At 68.9% G+C, this 20,669-nt stretch carries 20 protein-coding genes; 10 read left to right on the top strand and 10 right to left on the bottom strand.

Features of this window, described 5'->3' with window-relative positions:
- Nucleotides 1–95: 95 nt before the first annotated feature.
- The 5 genes from infB to rimP all read right to left on the bottom strand — a co-directional run bounded on the left by infB (nt 96) and on the right by rimP (nt 5,748).
- Nucleotides 96–2,654: a translation initiation factor IF-2 gene (infB, locus tag ACOJSF_RS12660; RefSeq protein ID WP_420142560.1), complete on the bottom strand. Its 2,559-nt coding sequence runs from the start codon at nt 2,652–2,654 to the stop codon at nt 96–98.
- 63 nt (nt 2,655–2,717) lie between these two features.
- Nucleotides 2,718–3,389, bottom strand: a complete 672-nt coding sequence (locus tag ACOJSF_RS12655) for an RNA-binding protein (RefSeq protein WP_420142559.1) — start codon at nt 3,387–3,389, stop codon at nt 2,718–2,720.
- Nucleotides 3,376–3,606, bottom strand: coding sequence for a tautomerase family protein (locus ACOJSF_RS12650; RefSeq protein ID WP_420142558.1), 231 nt, complete (start codon nt 3,604–3,606; stop codon nt 3,376–3,378). The genes ACOJSF_RS12655 and ACOJSF_RS12650 overlap by 14 nt, the downstream gene beginning before the upstream one ends.
- Nucleotides 3,606–5,213, bottom strand: a complete 1,608-nt coding sequence (nusA, locus tag ACOJSF_RS12645) for a transcription termination factor NusA (protein ID WP_420142557.1) — start codon at nt 5,211–5,213, stop codon at nt 3,606–3,608. The genes ACOJSF_RS12650 and nusA overlap by 1 nt, the downstream gene beginning before the upstream one ends.
- A 10-nt stretch (nt 5,214–5,223) precedes the next feature.
- Nucleotides 5,224–5,748: a ribosome maturation protein RimP gene (gene rimP, locus ACOJSF_RS12640; protein ID WP_420142556.1), complete on the bottom strand. Its 525-nt coding sequence runs from the start codon at nt 5,746–5,748 to the stop codon at nt 5,224–5,226.
- 191 nt (nt 5,749–5,939) lie between these two features.
- Between rimP and ACOJSF_RS12635 the strand changes: the two genes are divergently transcribed.
- The 7 genes from ACOJSF_RS12635 (at nt 5,940) to ACOJSF_RS12605 (ending at nt 14,091) form a co-directional block, all read left to right on the top strand.
- Entirely contained in the window at nt 5,940–6,845 is a 906-nt protein-coding gene (locus ACOJSF_RS12635) for a glucokinase (protein WP_420142555.1), read from the top strand.
- A gap of 76 nt (nt 6,846–6,921) precedes the next feature.
- Entirely contained in the window at nt 6,922–8,148 is a 1,227-nt protein-coding gene (locus ACOJSF_RS12630) for a PQQ-dependent sugar dehydrogenase (protein WP_420142554.1), read from the top strand.
- 1 nt (nt 8,149) lies between these two features.
- Complete coding sequence (locus ACOJSF_RS12625; protein ID WP_420142553.1) at nt 8,150–9,778, top strand: helicase HerA-like domain-containing protein; 1,629 nt, start codon at nt 8,150–8,152, stop codon at nt 9,776–9,778.
- A gap of 90 nt (nt 9,779–9,868) precedes the next feature.
- A complete protein-coding gene (locus ACOJSF_RS12620) occupies nt 9,869–10,819 on the top strand; it encodes an isopenicillin N synthase family dioxygenase (protein WP_420142552.1) in 951 nt (316 codons plus the stop codon).
- Complete coding sequence (locus ACOJSF_RS12615; RefSeq protein WP_420142551.1) at nt 10,816–11,289, top strand: hypothetical protein; 474 nt, start codon at nt 10,816–10,818, stop codon at nt 11,287–11,289. The genes ACOJSF_RS12620 and ACOJSF_RS12615 overlap by 4 nt, the downstream gene beginning before the upstream one ends.
- 76 nt (nt 11,290–11,365) lie before the next feature.
- Nucleotides 11,366–11,830, top strand: coding sequence for a peptidylprolyl isomerase (locus ACOJSF_RS12610; RefSeq protein WP_420142550.1), 465 nt, complete (start codon nt 11,366–11,368; stop codon nt 11,828–11,830).
- Between the two features lie 77 nt (nt 11,831–11,907).
- Nucleotides 11,908–14,091, top strand: a complete 2,184-nt coding sequence (locus ACOJSF_RS12605; RefSeq protein ID WP_420142549.1) for a prolyl oligopeptidase family serine peptidase — start codon at nt 11,908–11,910, stop codon at nt 14,089–14,091.
- 19 nt (nt 14,092–14,110) lie between these two features.
- Here the strand turns inward: ACOJSF_RS12605 and ACOJSF_RS12600 are convergent, their stop codons facing one another.
- The 5 genes from ACOJSF_RS12600 to ACOJSF_RS12580 are packed head-to-tail and all read right to left on the bottom strand — an operon-like array spanning nt 14,111 to nt 16,965.
- A complete protein-coding gene (locus tag ACOJSF_RS12600) occupies nt 14,111–14,569 on the bottom strand; it encodes an SRPBCC family protein (RefSeq protein ID WP_420142548.1) in 459 nt (152 codons plus the stop codon).
- Nucleotides 14,562–15,053 carry a VOC family protein gene (locus ACOJSF_RS12595; protein WP_420142547.1) on the bottom strand — a complete coding sequence of 164 codons (492 nt, stop codon included), beginning with the start codon at nt 15,051–15,053 and terminating at the stop codon, nt 14,562–14,564. The genes ACOJSF_RS12600 and ACOJSF_RS12595 overlap by 8 nt, the downstream gene beginning before the upstream one ends.
- A complete protein-coding gene (locus ACOJSF_RS12590; protein ID WP_420142546.1) occupies nt 15,050–15,835 on the bottom strand; it encodes a VOC family protein in 786 nt (261 codons plus the stop codon). Before ACOJSF_RS12590 ends, ACOJSF_RS12595 begins: the two co-directional genes overlap by 4 nt.
- 11 nt (nt 15,836–15,846) lie before the next feature.
- The gene (locus ACOJSF_RS12585) at nt 15,847–16,200 is read right to left on the bottom strand and encodes a DUF1428 domain-containing protein (protein WP_420142545.1); all 354 of its coding nucleotides are present in this window, start codon (nt 16,198–16,200) and stop codon (nt 15,847–15,849) included.
- Between the two features lie 36 nt (nt 16,201–16,236).
- On the bottom strand, nt 16,237–16,965 hold the full coding sequence (locus tag ACOJSF_RS12580; protein ID WP_420142544.1) for a DUF899 family protein: 729 nt from the start codon (nt 16,963–16,965) through the stop codon (nt 16,237–16,239).
- A 92-nt stretch (nt 16,966–17,057) separates the two neighbouring features.
- Between ACOJSF_RS12580 and ACOJSF_RS12575 the strand changes: the two genes are divergently transcribed.
- The 3 genes from ACOJSF_RS12575 to cobT are packed head-to-tail and all read left to right on the top strand — an operon-like array spanning nt 17,058 to nt 20,631.
- Entirely contained in the window at nt 17,058–17,753 is a 696-nt protein-coding gene (locus ACOJSF_RS12575) for a winged helix-turn-helix transcriptional regulator (RefSeq protein WP_420142543.1), read from the top strand.
- A 44-nt stretch (nt 17,754–17,797) separates the two neighbouring features.
- Nucleotides 17,798–18,802, top strand: coding sequence for a cobaltochelatase subunit CobS (cobS, locus tag ACOJSF_RS12570; protein WP_420142542.1), 1,005 nt, complete (start codon nt 17,798–17,800; stop codon nt 18,800–18,802).
- A complete protein-coding gene (cobT, locus tag ACOJSF_RS12565) occupies nt 18,802–20,631 on the top strand; it encodes a cobaltochelatase subunit CobT (RefSeq protein WP_420142541.1) in 1,830 nt (609 codons plus the stop codon). Before cobS ends, cobT begins: the two co-directional genes overlap by 1 nt.
- Nucleotides 20,632–20,669 lie beyond the last annotated feature (38 nt).

Here is a 20,669-nt window from a genome sequence, read left to right as displayed (position 1 = left end):
CTGCCATCACAAGCAATGCCCGTTCGAACAGCCATGGGCCCCTGCCTGCGCAGGGGCGACGGTGATTAGGGCGGACGCGCGTCCGCCCTCAGCCGTTACAACGTCCTTGCGCGTTCCTCGACCTCGAACGTCTCGAGGAAGTCGCCCGCGCGGACGTCGATCGAACCTTCCAGCGTGACGCCGCATTCCAGCCCGGCGCGAACCTCGGCCACGTCGTCCTTGAAGCGACGGAGCGAGGCGATCTTGCCGTTGTAGATGATGACGTCGTCGCGGGTAAGGCGCGCGCGCAGGTCCTTCTTGATATAGCCTTCGGTGACGAGCAGGCCCGCCGCGCGGCCATGCTTGCCGGCGGAGAAGACCTCGCGCACTTCGGCGCGGCCGACCACGGTCTCGAAATATTCGGGACCGAGCTGCCCCGCCATCGCGGCGCGGATCTCGTCGAGTAGGTCGTAGATCACGTCGTAATATTTGAGCGCGACCCCGTCCCGCGTGGCGATTTCGCGCGCCTTGGAATTGGCGCGGACGTTGAAGCCGATGATCGGCGCGCGGCTGGCGGCCGCAAGCGTCACGTCGCTCTCGGTAATGCCGCCCACGCCCGAATGCAGCACGCGGACCTGGATGTCCTCGTTGCCGATCTTGGCGAGGCTGCCGAGGATCGCCTCGACCGAGCCTTGCGCGTCGGCCTTGACCACCACCGGATATTGCTGGGCCTGCTTGTCGCGCAGCGCCGAGAACATCGATTCCAGGCTGGCGGGCGCCGCTGTCGTGCGCCTCTGCTGGATCACGCCGGCGCGATATTCCGCGACCTCGCGGGCACGCGCCTCATTCTCCACCACGGTCAGCTGGTCGGCCGCATGCGGCACGCCCGAAATACCGAGGATCTCGACCGGAAAGGACGGACCGGCCGTTTTGACCTGCTTGCCCTTGTCGTCGACCAGCGCACGCACCTTGCCGCTCTCGGCGCCGACGACGAAGATGTCGCCGGTCTTGAGCGTGCCGCGCCGGACGATCACGGTCGCGACCGGGCCACGGCCCTTGTCCAGCTGCGCCTCGATCACCACGGCTTCCGCCGCGCGATCGGGGTTGGCGGTCAGCTCCATCAATTCGGCCTGGAGCTGGATCTTCTCGATCAGCTCGTCGAGACCGGTCTTGGCAAGCGCCGAGACCTCGACCTCCTGCACGTCGCCGCCCATGCTTTCGACCTGGACGTCGTACTGGAGCAGCGCCTCGCGCACCCGCTGCGGATTGGAGCCGGGCTTGTCCATCTTGTTGATGGCGACGATCATCGGCTTTTCGGCCGCCTTGGTGTGGTTGATCGCCTCGATCGTCTGCGGACGGATGCCGTCGTCGCCGGCAACGACGATCACGACGATGTCGGTCACGTCGGCGCCGCGCGCGCGCATCTCGCTGAACGCCTCGTGGCCCGGCGTATCGAGGAAGGTGATCTTCGACCCGTCCTTCTGCGTCACCTGATAGGCGCCGATATGCTGCGTGATGCCGCCGGCCTCGCCCGCGACCACATCGGTGCCGCGCAGCGCGTCGAGCAGGCTGGTCTTGCCGTGATCGACATGGCCCATGATCGTGACGACGGGCGGACGCGGCTGGAGCGTGTCGCCGGCGTCGACGTCGGTTTCGGTGACGATGTCGACATCCGATTCCGAAACGCGGCGGATGTTATGGCCGAATTCGCTCACCAGCAGCTCGGCCGTATCCTGGTCGATCGTCTGGTTCGCGGTGACGGGCGTACCCATCTTGAACAGCGCCTTCACCAGGTCGGCGGTCCGCTCGGCCATGCGATTGGCGAGTTCGGCGACGGTGATCGCCTCCGGCACCTGCACGTCGCGCACCTGCTTCGCGGCGGGGCCCGACTGGTGCGCGCGCTTGTCCTTCTCGCGCGCACGCTTCAGCGCGGCGAGCGAACGCGCCCGCGCGCCGCCCGCATCGTCGTCGAGCGCGCGCGTGACGGTCAGCTTGCCCGACTGGCGGCGGTCGTCGGTCTTGCGGTCGCGCTGCGCGGGACGCGCCGGCATTTCCGGACGCTTGGTAACGACCGGGGTGAAGCGGCGCGGCGGCGGGGCGGTGGGACGGCGCGCCTGCTCGGCCGGGGCCTCGGCGGCGACGGCGGCGGGCGCCTCCTCTACGGGCGCCGGAACCTCGGCGACGGGCGTTTCGGGTGCGGCGGTTTCCACCGGGGCGGGCTGCGCGGCGGCCTCCTCGGCGGCGCGGCGATTTTCCTCCACGCGGCGGCGCTCTTCCTCGGACGATTCGCGGCTCTCGCGATCCTCGCGACGGCGCGTCTCCTCCAGCGCGGCCATGCGCGCTTCCTCGGCCTCGCGCAGCAGGCGCTCCTGCTGCTCGCGCCGCTCGAGCGGCGTCATCGGACGCGCGGCGGGAGCCGGGCGCGGCGCCGGGGCGGGCGCCGCCGGCTGGGGCGCTGGCGCGGACGTCACGGGGGCGGCGGCTTCCGCCACCTGCGTTTCGGCTTCGGGGGCGGGGTCGCCGGGCCGGCGCAGCACCCGCGCCTTCTTCGTCTCGACGATCACCGTGTTCGAACGGCCATGGCTGAAGCTCTGCTTCACCTTGCCCGTCTCGACCGTACGGCGAACGCCGAGCGGCGCGCGCATACCCAGTTTCGGCTTGTCGTTATCGCTCATCTAGTAACCCGAACCCTCAAAAATCTTCCATGCGCCGAAATTGCCCTGCGACGGCCCGCAAGGTCATGGCCCATCATCCAGTCCAATGAAGCCGCGCCACCGGCCAAGCGCCTGGTTGACGCGCGCGGCCGCAGCCGGCGCGATCAGCGCGAGATGTACAACATTTTCGCGTCCCAGCGCCATCGACAATATGGCGCGCGTCGCCGGGATTGCGAGTCCCCTGAGGTCCGAACCTTCGACCCCCAGCCCCGTGCGCAGCGCCTGATCGAGCCGGCGCGTGCCGTCGGCGGCGGCGTCGCGCGCGTGGAGCAGCAACTCGACCGTGCCCTTGCGCGCGGCGTCCGCGATCTTCTCCGCGCCTGTGACGAGCTGGCCGGCGCGCGCCTCCAGCCCCAGCCGGTCCAGCGCCGCGCGTTCCAGCGCGCGCTCGATCTGGTCGGCCAAGTCGGCGGGCACGGTGACGGCGGTCTTGAACGCGCGGTTGAGCGCCTTGGCGAGCCGCCCCTTGGCGATCGCCTCCTCCAGCGCGGCGCGGTCGACCCCGATCCACGCCCCGCGTCCCGGCGCGCGGGCGCGCACGTCGGGCGCGACGGTCCCGTCCGGCGCGAGCGCGAGCCGGATCAGGTCGTCGCGCGACGCCTTTCGCCCGGACAGGACGCAGGTGCGCTCGCTCCCCTCGCCGGCGGGCGGGGACGCTGTTTCGTGGTTCAGCTCGGGCTGATCATTGTCCGCCATTCGCGTTCGCGACCTCCTGTACGGGAGGCGGCGCACGGTCGGCGATCAGGATGCCGTTCGCGCCGTAATTCTCGGTCGAATGCTCGGCGATCACGATCTGGACGGCGGCGGCGGACTTGCCCAGCCGCTCGACCATCGATCGCGTCACGTCGGCCACGATCTGCGACTTCTGCTCCTTGGTGGCGGAGCCGGACAGTTCGATGCGGATGAAGGGCATCAGGCTTCGGCCTCCGCGCTCGCGACTTCCTCGTCGCCGAACCAGCCGGCGGCCTGGCGCGCGGCCATGATGATCTCCTGACCCTGCTCGATCGACAGACCATAGCCCGCGAGCACGCCGCCCTTGTCGGGCTTGGGCGCGGGCGCGCCCTCCTTGCGGCGGCGCGGCTCGGCGCGCGGCTTCTCGATCAGCTCGTCGGTCGACAGGTCGCCCACGTCGTCGAGCGTCTTGATGCCCGCCTTGCCGAGCGTCACCATCATCGCCTCGGTGATGTACGGTAGTTCGCCGACCGCATCCTCGACGCCGAGCGACTGGCGCTCCTCGCGCGCCGCCTGCTCGCGCCGCTCGATCGCCTCGGCCGCGCGGCTCTGCAGCTCGGACGCGATCTCCTCGTCGAGCCCCTCGATCCCGGCCAGTTCCTCCGGCTCGACATAGGCGACGTCCTCGAGCGTCGAGAAGCCTTCGGCGACCAGCAGCTGGGCGAGCGTCTCGTCGACGTCGAGCTCGTTCTGGAACGTCTCGCTATTCTGGACGAATTCGCGCTGACGCTTCTCGCTCGCGTCCGCCTCGGTCAGGATGTCGATCGCCTTGCCCGTGAGCTGGCTCGCCAGCCGCACGTTCTGGCCGCGCCGGCCGATCGCGAGCGAAAGCTGGTCGTCGGGGACGACCACCTCGATCCGCTCCTCCTCCTCGTCGATCACCACGCGGCTGACCGAGGCCGGCTGGAGCGCATTGACGACGAAGGTCGCGGTGTCGGGCGACCAGGGGATGATGTCAATCTTCTCACCCTGCAATTCCTGCACCACCGCCTGGACGCGGCTGCCCTTCATGCCGACGCACGCGCCGACCGGGTCAATCGAGGAATCGCGGCTGATCACGCCGATCTTGGCGCGGCTGCCCGGATCGCGCGCGGCCGCCTTGATCTCGATGATGCCGTCGTAGATTTCGGGGACTTCCTGCGCGAACAGCTTCTTCATGAAATCGGGGTGCGCGCGGCTGAGGAAGATCTGCGGCCCGCGATTCTCGCGCACCACCTTCAGGATGATCGCGCGGACGCGGTCGTCCTTGCGCAGCACCTCGCGCGGGATCTGCGCGTCGCGGCGGATCACGCCCTCGGCGCGACCCAGGTTAACCACGACGTGACCGAACTCGACCGACTTGACCGTGCCGACGATGATCTCGCCCGCGCGGTCCTTGAATTCGTCATACTGGCGCTCGCGCTCCGCGTCGCGCACCTTCTGGAAGATGACCTGCTTGGCGGCCTGCGCGGCGATGCGCCCGAATTCGATATTGGGCAGCGGATCGACGATGAAGTCGCCGACGGCGGCGCCCTTCTGCAGCTTCTGCGCGTCGCCCACCGACACCTGGGTGAAGTAGTTCTCCACCTCCTCGACCACCTCGACCACGCGCCACAGGCGGACGTCGCCGGCATTGGTGTCGATCTTGGCGCGGATGTCGTTCTCCGCGCCGTAGCGCGCCGTGGCGGCGCGCAGGATCGCGGCCACCATCGCCACGATCACCATCGCCTTGTCGATCAGCATCTCACGCGCGACGGCGTCGGCGCTGGCGAGCAGCGCTGCCATGTTGGCGGAAACGGCGGTGGCCATGTCTCTTAACTCATCCTTCCTGTGAAATCCGGTCCGCGCCCTCGGTGGAAAGCGGCGCGGTGGCCTTGATCAAGTCGTCGGTCAGCAGCAGCTTGGCGCTGGCGATCTGACCGAAGGGAATCGCGATCTCGCCGACCCGTTCGGCATACACGGTCACCGTGTCGCCTTCGAGTCCGAGCAAGCGCGCGTCGAACTGCTTGCGCCCGTCGAGCGGCGCGGCCAGCCGGATCCGGGCGTCGAACCCCGTCCAGTCGGCGAAATCCTGCGCGCGGGTCAGCGGGCGGTCGATCCCGGGGGAAGACACTTCCAGCCGATAGGCTTCCTCGATCGGATCGCTCGCATCCAGCACCTCGGACACGCGGCGCGACAACGCCTCGCAATCGGCCAGATCGAGCTGGCGCGTATCCGGCCGCTCGGCCATGATCTGCAGCGTCGGATCGGTCCTGCCGCCGAACATCGCCACGCGCACGAGCGCGAAACCGAGCGCCTTCGCCTCGGGTTCGATCAATTTCGTGACTGCCGCGATGTCGACCATGAAACTCCTCAAGCGCCTTCGCGCCGGCGCCCCGAGGGCCCGGCCCCGGCAGAGTTACCAATGTCGAGGAAGACACACCGTACATAATCCCGATGCGCGTCCTTCGCAAGCCGCGCCGGTGGAAGCGTTAACGCGGTGGTAGGACCAACGCCCCATAGCGGCCGCTTCGAACGAAGAGGGACGCCGCGGAGATGGCCGATCAAGGGAGATGGATTCTGGCCGACGCCTCCACCGCGGGTGTCGTCCGGTTCGGCTGGGCTATGCCGGGCGCGGCGCGGATCGAATCGGTCCGGACGCTGTCGAGCGAGCGGCATCCCACCTTCACCGACGCACTGCTGACCTACGAACGCGAGGAAGGCATTCCGTTGCGCGGCAGCGAATTCGTGATGGCGGTGGCGGCGCCCCCCGCCGGGGACGCGATCCCGATCGCGCGATCGCGCTGGACCATTTCCCGTTCCGGCCTCGCCGCCATGTTCGGGGGCGCGGTAGTGCTGCTCAACGACGTTGCCGCGACCGCCTGGTCGCTGATCGGCAGCGGCACCGGCCGGCTCGAAAGCTTCGGCGGCCCCATGCCCGATTTCACGCAGCCCGGCCGCTGGGCGATCATCCTGCTCGACGACGGCGTCAACGCGGCCGCGCTCGACATCGCCGACAATGGCCGTTGCACGGTGATCGACGGCGAGGCCGGGCATGCCGGCTTTTCCCCCAGCGACGAGCGCGAACAGGCGCTGATGGCGCAACTTCAGCGCCAGCACGCCCATGTCTCGTGGGAAGCGGCGCTGTGCGCCGGCTGGCAGGAGCCGCACGCGACCGCCGACCAGCGCGCGGCCTGGGCGGCGATGGCGGGCTCGTTCGTCGGCGATGCCGCGCTCCTACTCGGGGGGTGGAGCGGTGTTATCCTGACCGGACGCCATATTGCCGCGCTACGCGACCCCGCGCACCAGCAGATGTTCGTCCGCCGCATGGCCGCAAAGAGCCGCTACAGCCGCTTCCTGTCCGCCACCGGGCGCTATTTCCTGCCGTCGCGTGATCCGCTCGACGGCGGGCTCGCCGTGATGCGCGCGCGGCGGGCCGAACGGCTCTCGCTCGCCGCCTGATCCGCGCCAACGGCGCTGGCGGCGCGCGCAACCTGCCGTTATCCTGGCCGGGTCCTTCCGGCTGGAGCCTTTCCCCATGTCCCTGCGCGTCCTGACTTTCGTGACTGCCGCCGCCGCGGTGCTGCTGCCCGCCTGCGGGTCGGCGCAGGTCAATTACGGGGATAGCAAGCCTGCCGCCCAGCGCCCGTTCGACGTCACGCCGGTGGCCGAATTCAACCTGCCGTGGAAAATCGCGTTCATTCCCGACGGGCGCATGCTGATCACGGAAAAGGTCGGCAAGCTGTGGCTGGTCACGCAGAAGGGCATGAAGGTCGAGGTGACGGGTGTTCCGCCCGTTCTCCACCAGGGGCAGCAGGGGCTGCTCGGCGTCTACGTGTCGCCCACCTATGCCGCAAAGCATGACATCTTCCTGACCTATGCGGAGCCGGAGGGCGAGAATTCGGGGCTGGCGCTGGCACGCGCCACGCTCGTGATCGGTCAGGGCACGGCGCGGCTCGACGGGTTGAAGGTGGTGTGGCGGCAATTGCCGCGCGGCAAGGGCGGGCAGCTCGGCGGCGTGGTCGCCTGGGCGCCCGACGGCAAGAGCCTGTTCCTGACGGTCGGCGAGCGGCAGCGCTTCACCCCGGCGCAGGACCCCAATTCGGAGTTGGGCAAGATCCTGCACCTGACGCTGGACGGCAAGCCCGCCCCCGGCAATCCGCAGCCGGGCAAGCAGGGCGCGCGCACGGTGCCCCTGTTCGCCCCGCCGTCCGATACCGAGGCCGAAAAGACCGCGGCCAAGACGATGGTGGCGCTGCCCGGCCCCAATCTCGCGCCGGCCGAAACCTGGGCGTCGGGCTTCCGCACGCCCTACGGGCTCGCCTTCGATCCGGCCGGGCGGCTGTGGGAGATCGAGCATGGCCCGCGCGGCGGCGACGAGCTCAACCTGATCGTCCCCGGCGCGAATTACGGCTGGCCGACCGTCTCCTACGGCCAGAATTATAACGGCAAGCCCATTCCCAAGCCCGATGCGCGCCCCGATTTCCGCAAGCCCGCGCTCTACTGGAACCCGGTGATCGCGCCCGGCGGCTTGAGCTTTTATCGCGGCGCGCTGTTCCCGCAGTGGCGCGGATCGGCATTGACCGGCGGGCTGGTGAGCAAGGCGCTCGTCCGGATCGCCTTCGACGGCACGACCGCGCGCGAGGCGGAGCGGTGGGACATGGGCGCGCGGATCCGCGATGTCGCCGTGGGGCCCGACGGCGCGCTCTGGCTGGTCGAGGACGCGCAGGGCGGCAAGCTGCTCCGGCTGACGCCGAAGGCGTGAGATGAGCGACACCGGCCTCTTCATCGGCGCGACGACGGACGGCGCGCGGCAGGAGCTCAACCTCCGCCGCGCCAACCGCCACGGGCTGATCGCCGGCGCGACGGGCACCGGCAAGACGGTGACGCTGCAGGGCATCGCCGAAGGCTTCAGCGCGGCGGGCGTCCCCGTCTTCGTCGCCGACGTGAAGGGCGACCTGTCGGGCCTCGCCATGCCGGGCTCCCCCACCGCGCCGACGCATGCCGCGTTCCAGGCGCGCGCGGCCGAGATCGGCGAGACCGACTGGGCCTATCGCGACAATCCGGTGATATTCTGGGACCTGTTCGGGCAGTCCGGCCATCCAGTCCGCACCACGATCAGCGAGATGGGGCCGCTGCTGCTCGCGCGGCTGATGAACCTCAACGAGGTGCAGGAAGGCGTGCTCAGCCTCGTCTTCAAGGTCGCGGACGAACAGGGGCTGTTGCTGCTCGACCTCGCCGATCTGCAGGCGATGCTCGTCTGGGCGGCGGAGAACGCCGCCGATCTGTCCGCGCGCTATGGCAACGTCACCCGCGCGACCGTGGGCACGATCCAGCGCCAGCTCCTCCAGCTCGAGGCGCAGGGCGGCAACGGCTTCTTCGGCGAGCCCGCGCTCGACATTGCCGACATGATGACGGTGGCGGAGGACGGGCGCGGGACGATCAGCGTGCTGGCCGCCGACCGGCTGATGGCCGCGCCGAAGCTCTATGCCACCTTCCTGCTGTGGCTCCTGTCCGAACTGTTCGAGACCTTGCCCGAGGTCGGCGACCCGCAGAAGCCGAAGCTCGTCTTCTTCTTCGACGAGGCGCACCTGCTGTTCGACGATGCCGCGCCCGCTTTGGTCGACAAGGTCGAGCAGGTGGTGCGCCTGATCCGCTCCAAGGGCGTCGGCGTCTATTTCGTCACGCAGAATCCGATCGATGTGCCCGACGACGTGTCCGGCCAGCTCGGCAACCGGGTCCAGCACAAGCTCAACGCCTTCACCCCGCGCGAGCAGAAGGCGGTCAAGGCCGCGGCCGAGACGTTCCGCGCCAATCCGGACGTCGACGTCGCGACCGCGATCACCGAGCTGAAGGTGGGCGAGGCGCTCGTCTCGCTGCTCCAGCCCGACGGCAGCCCAAGCCCGGTCGCCCGCACGCTGATCCGCCCACCGGGCGCGCGCGTCGGCCCGCTGACCGACCGCGAGCGCGCGATTATGGTCTCGACCTCGCCGGTCGCGGGCAAATATGACCAGCCGGTCAATCGGGAGAGCGCGGCCGAACTGCTCGCCGCCAAGGCAGGCGACGCCAGGGCCGCGTCGGAGAAGGCGGCGGCCGAGGCCGTCGCGGCCAAGGCGCAGGCCGATGCCGCCAGGGAGGCCGCGCGTCAGGCCAAACTCGACGCCGCCGAACAGGCCCGCCGCGACCGCGAGGCGCAACGTGCCGCCGAGGCGCAGGCCCGCGCCGAGGAACGCGCGCGTGCCGCCGCCGCGCGCGAAGCGGCCAAGCCCACGCTGACCGATAAGATGATCCAGTCCGCCGCGCGATCGGTGGCAAGCTCGGTCGGACGCCAGGTCGCGGGTCAGCTCGGCGGCCAGTTGCTGCGCGGTCTGCTGGGCGGCCTGTTCAAGAAATGATCGCCACGCACGGGATCGCCGCAGCGCCCTCTATAATCTGAGCGCCGGGCAAATCTGTCGCGCGGACGCCGAAACTGCTAGCGGACATCCATGGCCACGACTCTCGATCGCCCTGTCGTTCCCACCGTCAGCCTCGCGCAGGACGCGCATGATCCGGACGGTTTCGCGCAGGCGCTCGGCGGCTCGTTCGCGCGCTACGGCTTCGCGATCGTGTCCGATCATGGCGTGCCGGCGGAGGTGATCGCGGAGGCCGAGGCCAAGGCCCGCGCCTTCTTCGCGCTGCCCGAGGAGGTGAAGCGGCGTTACCATCTGCCGGGCACCGGCGGCGCGCGTGGTCTGACGCCGTTCGGGATCGAGACCGCCAAGGGCGCGACCGCGCACGACCTCAAGGAATTCTACCATATCGGCCGCGAGCTGCCCGAGGGGCATCGCTTCGCCGAATATATGGCGCCAAACGTGTGGCCCGAGGAGGTCGCCGGCTTCCGCGCGGCGGAGCTGGCGCTGTTCGACGCGCTCGACGCGGCGGGGGCGCGGCTGCTCGCGGGCGTCGCGCGCTATCTGGGCCTCGCGCCCGATTTCTTCGCCGACACCGTCGCCGACGGCAACAGCGTGCTCCGCCTGCTCCATTACCCGCCGATGGGGGCGGACGGCCCGTCGATCCGCGCCGGCGCGCATGAGGACATCAATACGATCACCCTCCTGCTCGGCGCGGAGGAAGCGGGGTTGGAGCTGCTCGACCGCGACGGCAACTGGCTGCCGGTCCAGCCTAAGGCGGGCGAACTGGCGATCAATGTCGGCGACATGCTCCAGCGGCTGACCAACAACCTGCTGCGCTCGACCACGCACCGCGTCATGAACCCCGCCCCCGAACGGCGCGGTCATGCGCGCTATTCGATGCCCTTCTTCCTCCATTTCAGGCCGGATTATCTGATCGAGACGCTGCCTCAGTGCATCGGTCCCGACCGGCCCAATCTATATCCCGATCCGATCACCGCGCACGATTACCTCCTGCAGCGCCTGCGCGAGATCAAGTTGATATGAGGCGCCTGCTGGCAGCAGCGGCTTTGCTCACCCCCATGCCGGTCCTCGCCCAGGCTGATCCGGTCTGCATCCGACAGGAGATGGTTGCGGGCTTCGGGCAATGGGGCAAAGGCGGCGCGACGGCGCCATCGATCAATCGTCCGGCGACGCTCGCGCTCAAGCCGGCGGGCACGGTGCGCTTCGTTCCCGCGCTGGCGCGCACGCCGGCCGCCGGCACCTATGGCGGTTTCTATGCGCTGCAGGTCGCAAAGGCGGGGCGTTATCGGATCGCGCTTGGCCAGCGCGCCTGGATCGACGTGGTGCGCGGGGGTACGCGGCTCGAATCGGTCGCGCACCGCCACGGCCCGGCCTGCTCGGGCATCGCCAAGATCGTCGCGTTCGATCTCAAGCCCGGCCGTCACTGGATCCAGCTTTCGGACGCCCGCGCGCCGACGATCGCGCTCATGGTTTCCGATCGCCCGGCGGATTGACCGGCCGATCGGCGCCGGCACTGGCGAAGCGACGCGCGAGCGCCTAGGTGCGCGCCATCCACTCAGGAGAGAATTCATGGCCGACGATACGCTGACGCTCACCCTCGACACCGGCAATGGCGGTGGCGGCGACGTGGTGATCAAATTGCGCCCCGATCTGGCGCCCGGCCACGTCGCGCGGATCGTCGAGCTGACCAAGGAAGGCTTTTACGACGGGGTGATCTTCCACCGCGTCATTCCCGGCTTCATGGCGCAGGGCGGCGATCCGAAGGGAACCGGCATGGGCGGCTCGTCGAAGCCCGACCTCAAGGCCGAGTTCAACGCCGAGCCGCACGTGCGCGGCGTCTGCTCGATGGCGCGTGCGTCGAACCCCGACAGCGCCAACAGCCAGTTCTTCATCTGCTTCGACGACGCCACCTTCCTCGACCGTCAATACACTGTCTGGGGTCAGGTGACGTCGGGCATGGAGCATGTCGACGCGCTGCCCAAGGGCGAGCCGCCGCGCGCGCCCGGCAAGATCGTGACCGCGACGATCTCCTGATCCGAACGACAGATTGACCCTCTACGCGGGCGGGGCCTAGGCTCCGCCCGTTTCGTTTGGGGGGAAGGAAACGGGGGATGACGATCGCGATCAGCCGGCGATGCCTGCTCGCCGGAACGGGCGGTACGCTCGCCTTGACGGCGCTGCCGCGCATGGCCCGGGCGCAGGCAGGGATAGGGGCGGTCCCGCCCGCGCCGAAGGCCCGCGTGGCGCCGGTCAGCGACACCTATTTCGGCGAAACGCTGGTCGATCCCTATCGCTGGATGGAAAACGACAAGGATCCGGCGTGGCTGCCCTTCCTGCGCGGGCAGGACGCGCATACCCGCGCGATGCTCGATCGGCTGCCGGGGCGCACGGCCTTGCTCGCCCGCATCCGTCAATTGTCGGGCGATGTCGTCTCGACCGCCGACGTGCAACGCGCGGGCGGGCGGATCTTCTTTAAGCAGCGGCCGGCCGGCGCGGACAATTTCAAGCTGTTCGTGCGCGAGGGCGGACGCACGCGAACCCTGGTCGATCCGACCGCGATGAGCGCGGCGGGCGCGGCCCACTTCTCGCTCGACTGGTGGAAGGCGTCGCCCGACGGCACGCATGTCGTTTACGGTGTGTCGAAGGACGGGAGCGAGGATTCGGTGCTTCATGTCCTGACCGTCGCCGACGGCCGGGACCTGCCCGAAACCATCGCCAACACGCAATCGGCCGCCCCGGAATGGATCGAGGACGGCACGGGCTTCTTCTACACCCAGCTCACCGGCAAGGTGAGCACACCCGAACGCTATCTCGACGGGCAGGCGCGGTTCCACCGGCTCGGCGCCGATCCGGCCGCCGATCCGATCCTGATAAAGCGCGGGCTCGATCCGGCCGTCGCCTACGACCGGATCCAGATGCCCTTCATCCAGACGGCGCCGGGATCACCCTATGCGATGCTGATCCTGGCCGACGTGCGTCCGGAATATCGCCTCGCGGTGGCGCCGCTCGCCGACGTGCTGGCGGGACGGGCGCGCTGGACGCCCGTGACCAGCTTCGAAGACGAGGTGACCGGATCGGTCCTGGTCGGCGACGACCTCTACCTGCTGGCCAATAAGGGCAGCCCGCGCGGGCGCATCCTCCGCACCTCCGCCGCGAAGCCGGATCTCGCCGGCGCGACCGAGCTGGTGCGCCAGGGACCGCAGGTGATCGAGGAGATCGCCCGCGCCAAGGACGCACTGTATCTCAGGATCATGGACGGCGGCATCAGCCGCCTGCGCAAGCTTGCGTTCGATGGCACGGTTTCCGAGATCGCGCTGCCGTTCGACGGCACCATCGGCGCGCTGTATGCCGAACCGGACGAACCGGGGCTGCTCATGTCGCTTTCCGGTTGGCTCGCCCCGACCGGGATCTGGTCGGTCGACGCGGCTGGCCGGGTCGCCGACACGGGCCTCACCCCGCGTCCCCCGATCGATGTTTCGGGCTACGAGGCGCACCGTGCCTTCGCGACCGCGCGTGACGGGACGAAGGTTCCCTATACGCTGATCCACAAGAAGGGGCTGAAGCGTGACGGCACCGCCCCGACTTACATATCGGCCTACGGCTCCTATGGCGCCGCCGCCTACACCCCCGCTTTCCAGGCGCGCCAGCTTGCGCTGATCGATCAGGGCGCGGTGGTCGGCTACGCCAACGTGCGCGGGGGCGGCGAATATGGGCGCGAATGGCATCAGGCCGGCCAGCATGCCAACAAACCCAACACCTGGCGCGACCTGATCGACGTCTGCCAGGACGTCATCGCCAAGGGCTATACGCGCCCGCAGCACCTCGCGATCAACGGCCGGTCGGCGGGCGGGATCACGGTCGGCCGGGCGCTGACCGAGCGGCCCGATCTGTTCGCGGCGGTGGTGAGCGGGGTCGGCTGGTCCAATCCCCTGCGCTACGTGGTCGAACAGAACGGCTTCGGCGAGGAACCGGAGTGGGGCGCGATCGGCGATCCGCAGGGCTATCGCTGGCTCAAGGCGATCGACAGCTATCATGCGGTCAAGGACGGGACGCGCTATCCGGCTGTCCTGCTGACCACCGGGGTCACCGATCCGCGCGTCGCCCCTTTCCATGTCGCCAAGATGGCGGCGCGGCTGCAGGCCGCGACCAGTTCGGGGAAGCCGATCCTGCTGCGCGTCGATTTCGATGCCGGGCACGGCATCGGCTCGACCCGCGACCAGCAGGATCGCGAGACCGCCGACACCTACGCTTTCGTGCTGTGGCAGACGGGCGCGCGGGGGCCTCAGCCGGCCTGATCGCAGGCGTCAGGCGGAATCAGCCCGCCTTGCCGCGCTCGACCAGCGCCTTGAGCTGCGCCGTGGCCTGCGACCAGCCGTCGTGGAATCCCATCGCCTCATGCTGGCGCAGCGTGTCCGCGTTCCAGTGGCGCGCCGTGGCGGTGTAGCGCGTGTGGTCCCCCTCCTCCGCAAACGTCCATAGTCCGACCATGAAGGGCACCTGCGGCACCCAACCGGGACCGAAGGCGTCGGTCGTCACGATCCGCTCGCCCGGCACCACGTCGAGGAACACGCCCATCAGGTCGTTCGCCTCTCCCTCGGGGCCGCGCAGGATCGTGTGAAACACCCCGCCGGGTCGCGGATCGATCGCCACAACCTCGGTCATCCACGGTCGCGGGCACCACCATTCCGCCAGTCGTTCGATCCAGACGCGATACACCTCCGCCGGAGAAGCCTCGATCAGCGCGGTGACCGAGAGTTCCTGAGTATCAGCCATTGTCGCCTCTCCGCGCCGCCTCGATCGCCGCCACGTCGATCTTGCCCATCGTCATCATCGCCTCCATCACGCGCCTGGCGGCGGCCCGATCCGGATCGGCCATTCCTTCGGTCAGCGCGCGTGGCGTGATTTGCCAGGACAATCCCCACCGGTCCTTGCACCAGCCGCACGCGCTTTCCTGCCCGCCATGGCCGACGATCGCGTTCCAGTAACGATCGGTCTCCGCCTGATCCTCGGTCGCGATCTGGAACGACACCGCTTCGTCGAAGCGGAAGGCAGGTCCGCCATTGAGGCCAAGGAACGGCATGCCGAGCACGGTGAATTCCACCGTCAGCACGTCACCCGCATGTCCGGCCGGATAATCGGCGGGGGCGCGCTGGACCGCCGTCACATGCGAATCGGGGAAGGTCGCCGCGTAGAATTCCGCCGCCTGCTCGGCATCGCCATCATACCAGAGGCAGGGCTGTATCTTGGGTGTCGTCACGCTTTGCCTCCTGCCGGCGCGACCGCGCCGAACATCACGCCGTGCGGATCGCTGGCGACGATCACCCGCTCGCCGCCCGGCACCTCCTGCGGGCCGAAATGGACCGCCCCGCCGCCCGCGCGGACCTGCTCGGCCGCCGCGTCGATGTCGGGCACGCGGAAGTAGAATTGCCAGCCCGCCGGTCCCCCCGGCTGCCGGGGCATGGTAGCGCCGATGATCTGCCCGGCCGCCGCCAGGAAGATGTAGTCGCCCATCTCCCCCATCGGCATCCGGTCGGGGAAGTCCCATCCGAACAGGGCGGCATAGAAGGCGTTGGCGGCGGGCTGGTCAGGCGTCGCCAGCTCGTTCCAGCTGCCCTTGCCCATTCCCATCCGGTCATAGGCGGTGCTCGCCCCCTCGACCGCGCCCCGCATGACGTAGAAGGGAACGCCCTGCGGATCGGCGACCAGCGCAAATCTCCCCACATCGGGCAGGTCGCGCGGCGCCTTCAGGATGGTCCCGCCCAGATCGGCCGCCGTGGCGGCGGCCGCGTCGACATCGTCAACGCCGACATAGAAAAGCCAGCCCGGCTTGGCGCAAGCCCCCGCCATCGTATCGGTGAGCGACAGGAGCCCGCCGACATGGCCATGCCCGGTGTCGATCATGCGATAGTCGACATCTCCGGCGGGCTTCGGCCCGATCGACCAGCCGAAGATCGGCTGGTAAAAAGCAGCCGCCGCCTCGGCATCGGCGGTGACGAGTTCGTACCAGATCGGCCAGCCGTGCGGGTTGCGCTCGCTCATCTGCATCCTCCTTATGCGTCGAGGATCGGCGCGAAGCCGCCCACGATCATGCGCTTCATGTCGAACGGCGGCGCATCCTCGCCCGGGCACAGGCGGGGATCGTCCCACACGCGCTTCATCCCCGCGTCGCGCGCCGCCTTCGACGGCCATTCGATCCAGGAAAAGACGGCGATCTCGCCCTCCTGCGCGTCGACCGCGCGGTAGAAGTCGGTTCGTTCGCCGCGCGGTACGTCGTCGGGCCAGCATTCGACGACGCGCAGCGCGCCATGCTCCTTGAATACCGGCGCAGCCGCGCGTGCCATGTCGAGATATGCCTGCTTGTCGGTCGCTTTCACCGGCAGCACGAAGCCATCGATATAGGCCATGATCCACTCCTTCGTCCTGCGAAAGCAGCCAGCCGTTTAGGCGCCGGCCGATCGCGCCTCGTGATAATCGAGCTTGGGATACCAGTCGGGATCGCGTCCCTCCGGAGTCGAATCGATCACCGTCCAGAGCGGCATCAGATCGGGCGCGCCGCGCGGGTCCTGTCCGGGATCGGCGGTCGCACCATCCATCTCGCCGGCCCAGAACAGGCGGATCGCGCCGTCGCGGCGTGAGAAGACGGTGAAGGCCGGGATGTCCGACCCGTCGTCCGCGATGCCGTGATAGTCGCGGCTGAACGCGCCGCCGACATCGCTGTACAGCCGCAGTGAGCGCCAGCCGCGCGCCTTCCGATAAGCCAGCAGCCGCTGGATCGGCGAACGCGCGATGATTGCCAGCGACAGCCGCTCCCCCAACGCCCGCGCCTGGCCATCCCACGCATCCAGCAGCGTGGTGCACATCGGGCACGGCCGCGTGCGCTGCGGCCCGAACATCCAAGTGTAGGTGACGAGCGTGTCATGCGCCCCGAACAGTTCGGACAGCTGAACCCGGCCTTCCGCGCCATCGAACGCATAATCTTCGGGCACCACGCCGCCCGGAGGTAGCGCGCGACGCTGGGCGGCGACGCGCTCGATATGCCGGCGCAGTTCGATCTCCTCCGCCAGCAGGGCGGTCCGCGCCGCACGATATTCCGCGCTTTCGTTGGGAAAACGCATCGCGCCGCGTTGCGCGAGCACGGGTGCAGGCTCCAGGTTGGTCCGGCCTTCCATTCCGCTCTCCTTGCTTCCGCGTCGTACGCGAATCGCTTTCTTGAGCATCATGCTTGATCAAGTTATTTTAGACAACCTTGAGGTTATTTTTAGTGACTGAACGCGACAAATCGGTGTCGAAGCGATGGTATGACGATGCCTGCGGCGCGGCGCTGGGGATGGAATTCGTCGGCGAACGATGGTCGCTGCTGCTGATGCGCGAGCTGTTGCTCGGGCCTCGCCGTTTCAACGAACTCCGTGCCGGCCTGCCGGGCATCAGCGCCAACGTCCTGACACAGCGACTCGCCGGGCTGGAACGCGTGGGCATCCTCCTCCGCCGCCGGCTTCCGTCGCCCGCCAACGTGCAGGTCTACGAGCTGACCGCCTGGGGCTATGAGAGCGAGGAGGTGGTGCTGGCACTGGCGCGGTGGGCGCTGCGATCGCCTTCGCACGATCCGACTTTGCCCTTCTCGCCCGTTTCGCTGATCCTGTCGCTGCGCATGCTGCTCGTGCCGGAGCGCGCGGACGGCTTGCACGCGACGATCGGCTTCCGCCTCGGCGAGGAGGTCTACGGCGGGCGGCTCGAAGATCGCGCGCTCCGCGTGTGGCGCGGGGAGCCCGACCGTCCCGATGCGGTCTTCGCCGGCCAGCCGTCGCATTTCCTGCCCGTTTTCTACGGCGGCATGCCGCTCGCACAAGCGGAGGCGGCGGGAATGCTGCAAGTCGAGGGAGACCGTGCGGTCGCTGCGCGTTTTTCGACCCTGTTCGCCTTGCCCGACAAGGTTGCGGCGGACGGCGCACCTGCCTAGTCACGACGCCAGCGCCCTTCGCGGGTGCACAAGGACCCTTTGCGATGACCGACCTGCCCAACAGCCAGCCCGACAGCCGCGCCGCCACCGTGCTCGACGCTCCCGATCAGATGCGCAAGGTGCGCGACCTGTTCGGAATCGATTCCGACATGGAGGTTCCCGCTTTCTCCGAAGCGGACGAACGCGTGCCCGATCTCGACCCGACCTATGTGTTCGATCCGGACACCACGCTCGCCATCTGCGCGGGCTTCGCGTTCAACCGGCGCGTGATGATCCAGGGCTATCACGGCACCGGCAAGTCGAGCCACATCGAACAGGTCGCCGCCCGCCTCAACTGGCCGCTGATCCGCATCAACCTCGATGCGCATATCAGCCGCATCGATCTGGTCGGGCGCGACGCGATCGTGCTGCGCGACGGCCAGCAGGTGACCGAATTCCGCGAGGGCCTGCTGCCGTGGGCGCTGCAGACGCCGTCCGCGCTCGTCTTCGATGAATATGACGCGGGCCGCCCTGACGTGATGTTCGTGATTCAGCGCGTGCTGGAGACCGAGGGCAAGCTGACCCTGCTCGACCAGAACCGCGTGATCCGGCCCAATCCCTATTTCCGCCTGTTCGCGACCGCCAATACGGTCGGCCTAGGCGACACGACCGGCCTGTACCACGGCACCCAGCAGATCAATCAGGGGCAGATGGACCGCTGGAACATCGTGGTCACGCTCAATTATCTGCCGGCCGCGATCGAGGCGCGGATCGTGCTCGCCAAGTCGGGCGAATATGACAAGCCCGACGGCAAGAAGCAGGTCGACAACATGGTCAAGGTGGCCGAGCTGACCCGCCAGGGCTTCATGGCCGGCGACATCTCGACCGTGATGAGCCCGCGTACCGTGATCTCGTGGGCGCAGAACACGCTGATCCTGGGCGATATCGGCTTCGCCTTCCGCCTGTCCTTCCTCAACAAATGCGACGAGGCAGAACGTCCGCTCGTCGCCGAATATTATCAGCGCGTGTTCGGCCGCGATCTGCCCGAAAGCATCGTCGGCAAGGCCTGATGGCCGAGCCTTCGCCCCTCGACGCGTTCCGCGCGGTGCTTGCCGGCACCGCGCGCGCGATGGCGCGCGAGCCCGAGCTCGAGGTCAGCTTCACAACCGAGGCGCCGTCCGCCTCGCTCAAGCAATTGCGCGTGCCCATGCCGGGACGCCATCTGCCCGCCGAACAGGTGGCCGAGGCGCGCGGCTTCGCCGACGCCTTCGCGCTGCGCGAGCGTCATCATGACGCGGGGCTGCACGCGCGCGGCGCGCCTTCCGACAGCACCGCGCGCGCCGTGTTCGACGCGGTCGAGCAGGCGCGAGTCGAGGCACTCGGCAGCCGCGCGATGGCGGGCGTCCGCGCCAACCTCGCGCATGCGCTCGACCAGCGGCTGCGCTCCGACCCGCTGACGCGCGCCCGCACGCGCGCGGAAGTGCCGCTTGCCTCCGCGCTCGGCCTGATCGTGCGCGAACGGCTGACCGGCGAGAAGCCCCCGGCGGTGGCGGAAGGCGGGTTGGCGCTGGTGCGCGACTGGATCGAGGACAAGGCCGGCGCCGATCTCGACGGGCTCGAACTGACGCTCGACGACCAGGCGGCGTTCGCCCGTCTGGCGGCGCGCCTGCTCGAGGACCTCGAGCTGGTCGAGGCGCGGCCCGAGACGAGCGAGCCCGATGGCGCCGAAGCCGAGGAAAGCGAACAGCCCGACCAGCCGCAGGAAAGCGACGAGGGCGAGGACGAGGAGCAAGGCGGCGAGGCCGATGGCCAGATGGACGCCCGCTCCGAGGATTCGGGCCCGAGCGAGGAGCAGGGCGACACGCAGGAGTCCGAGCCCGGCGATTTCGACAGCGAGGGCGCGGAGGGCGAGGATGGCGAGGACGGCGTCCAGCCGGCCCGGCCCAACCGCCCGCCGTCGAACATGCCCGCGACGCTCGACTACAAGGCGTTCGTCACGCGCTTCGACGAGGTCGTGGCCGCCGGCGATCTGTGCGACGAGGAGGAGCTGACCCGGCTGCGCGCTTACCTCGACCAGCAGCTGGTCCATCTCCAGGGCGCGGTCACCAAGCTCGCCAACCGCCTCCAGCGGCGGCTGATGGCGCAGCAGAGCCGGTCATGGGACTTCGATCAGGAGGAAGGGCTGCTCGACGCGGCGCGGCTGGCGCGCGTGGTGGTCAGCCCGGGCCATTCGCTGTCCTACAAGATCGAGCGCGAGGCCGAATTTCGCGACACCGTCGTCACCCTGCTGATCGACAATTCGGGGTCGATGCGCGGGCGGCCGATCTCGATCGCCGCGATCTCGGCCGACATCCTCGCGCGCACGCTCGAACGCGTCGGCGTGAAGACAGAGATATTGGGCTTCACCACGCGCGCATGGAAGGGCGGGCAGGCGCGCGAGGCTTGGCTTCATGCCAACCGCCCCGCCAGCCCCGGGCGGCTCAACGACCTCCGCCACATCGTCTACAAGCAGGCGGACGAGCCCTATCGCCGCGCGCGGCGCAATCTCGGCCTGATGATGCGCGAGGGGCTGCTCAAGGAGAATATCGACGGCGAGGCTTTGCTCTGGGCGCATGCGCGGCTGATCGCGCGGCCCGAGGACCGGCGTATCCTGATGGTGATTTCGGATGGCGCGCCGGTCGACGATTCGACGCTGTCGGTCAATTCAGGGTCGTATCTGGAACGCCATCTGCGCCAGGTGATCGGCTGGATCGAAACGCGCTCGCCGGTCGAACTCGCGGCGATCGGAATCGGCCACGACGTGACCCGCTATTATAGCCGGGCGGTGACGATCATGGATGCCGAACAGCTGGGCGGTACGATGGTCGAGCAGCTCGCCACCCTGTTCGACGCGCAATAAAAAGCCCCTCCGCGCGGAGCGGAGGGGCCCTGTTTCGA

This window comes from Sphingomonas sp. (genome assembly GCF_048594985.1).
In the GTDB taxonomy this organism is placed as follows: domain Bacteria; phylum Pseudomonadota; class Alphaproteobacteria; order Sphingomonadales; family Sphingomonadaceae; genus Sphingomonas_I.
Note: the sequence above shows the minus strand (reverse complement) of the source record. Positions and strands in the feature narration are given on the sequence as shown.

Coding starts and splice junctions, on each gene's coding strand:
- infB (WP_420142560.1), bottom strand. CDS start 2,654: ATGAGCGATAACGACAAGCCGAAACTGGGTATGCGCGCGCCGCTCGGC.
- ACOJSF_RS12655 (WP_420142559.1), bottom strand. CDS start 3,389: ATGGCGGACAATGATCAGCCCGAGCTGAACCACGAAACAGCGTCCCCG.
- ACOJSF_RS12650 (WP_420142558.1), bottom strand. CDS start 3,606: ATGCCCTTCATCCGCATCGAACTGTCCGGCTCCGCCACCAAGGAGCAG.
- nusA (WP_420142557.1), bottom strand. CDS start 5,213: ATGGCCACCGCCGTTTCCGCCAACATGGCAGCGCTGCTCGCCAGCGCC.
- rimP (WP_420142556.1), bottom strand. CDS start 5,748: ATGGTCGACATCGCGGCAGTCACGAAATTGATCGAACCCGAGGCGAAG.
- ACOJSF_RS12635 (WP_420142555.1), top strand. CDS start 5,940: ATGGCCGATCAAGGGAGATGGATTCTGGCCGACGCCTCCACCGCGGGT.
- ACOJSF_RS12630 (WP_420142554.1), top strand. CDS start 6,922: ATGTCCCTGCGCGTCCTGACTTTCGTGACTGCCGCCGCCGCGGTGCTG.
- ACOJSF_RS12625 (WP_420142553.1), top strand. CDS start 8,150: ATGAGCGACACCGGCCTCTTCATCGGCGCGACGACGGACGGCGCGCGG.
- ACOJSF_RS12620 (WP_420142552.1), top strand. CDS start 9,869: ATGGCCACGACTCTCGATCGCCCTGTCGTTCCCACCGTCAGCCTCGCG.
- ACOJSF_RS12615 (WP_420142551.1), top strand. CDS start 10,816: ATGAGGCGCCTGCTGGCAGCAGCGGCTTTGCTCACCCCCATGCCGGTC.
- ACOJSF_RS12610 (WP_420142550.1), top strand. CDS start 11,366: ATGGCCGACGATACGCTGACGCTCACCCTCGACACCGGCAATGGCGGT.
- ACOJSF_RS12605 (WP_420142549.1), top strand. CDS start 11,908: ATGACGATCGCGATCAGCCGGCGATGCCTGCTCGCCGGAACGGGCGGT.
- ACOJSF_RS12600 (WP_420142548.1), bottom strand. CDS start 14,569: ATGGCTGATACTCAGGAACTCTCGGTCACCGCGCTGATCGAGGCTTCT.
- ACOJSF_RS12590 (WP_420142546.1), bottom strand. CDS start 15,835: ATGAGCGAGCGCAACCCGCACGGCTGGCCGATCTGGTACGAACTCGTC.
- ACOJSF_RS12585 (WP_420142545.1), bottom strand. CDS start 16,200: ATGGCCTATATCGATGGCTTCGTGCTGCCGGTGAAAGCGACCGACAAG.
- ACOJSF_RS12580 (WP_420142544.1), bottom strand. CDS start 16,965: ATGGAAGGCCGGACCAACCTGGAGCCTGCACCCGTGCTCGCGCAACGC.
- cobS (WP_420142542.1), top strand. CDS start 17,798: ATGACCGACCTGCCCAACAGCCAGCCCGACAGCCGCGCCGCCACCGTG.
- cobT (WP_420142541.1), top strand. CDS start 18,802: ATGGCCGAGCCTTCGCCCCTCGACGCGTTCCGCGCGGTGCTTGCCGGC.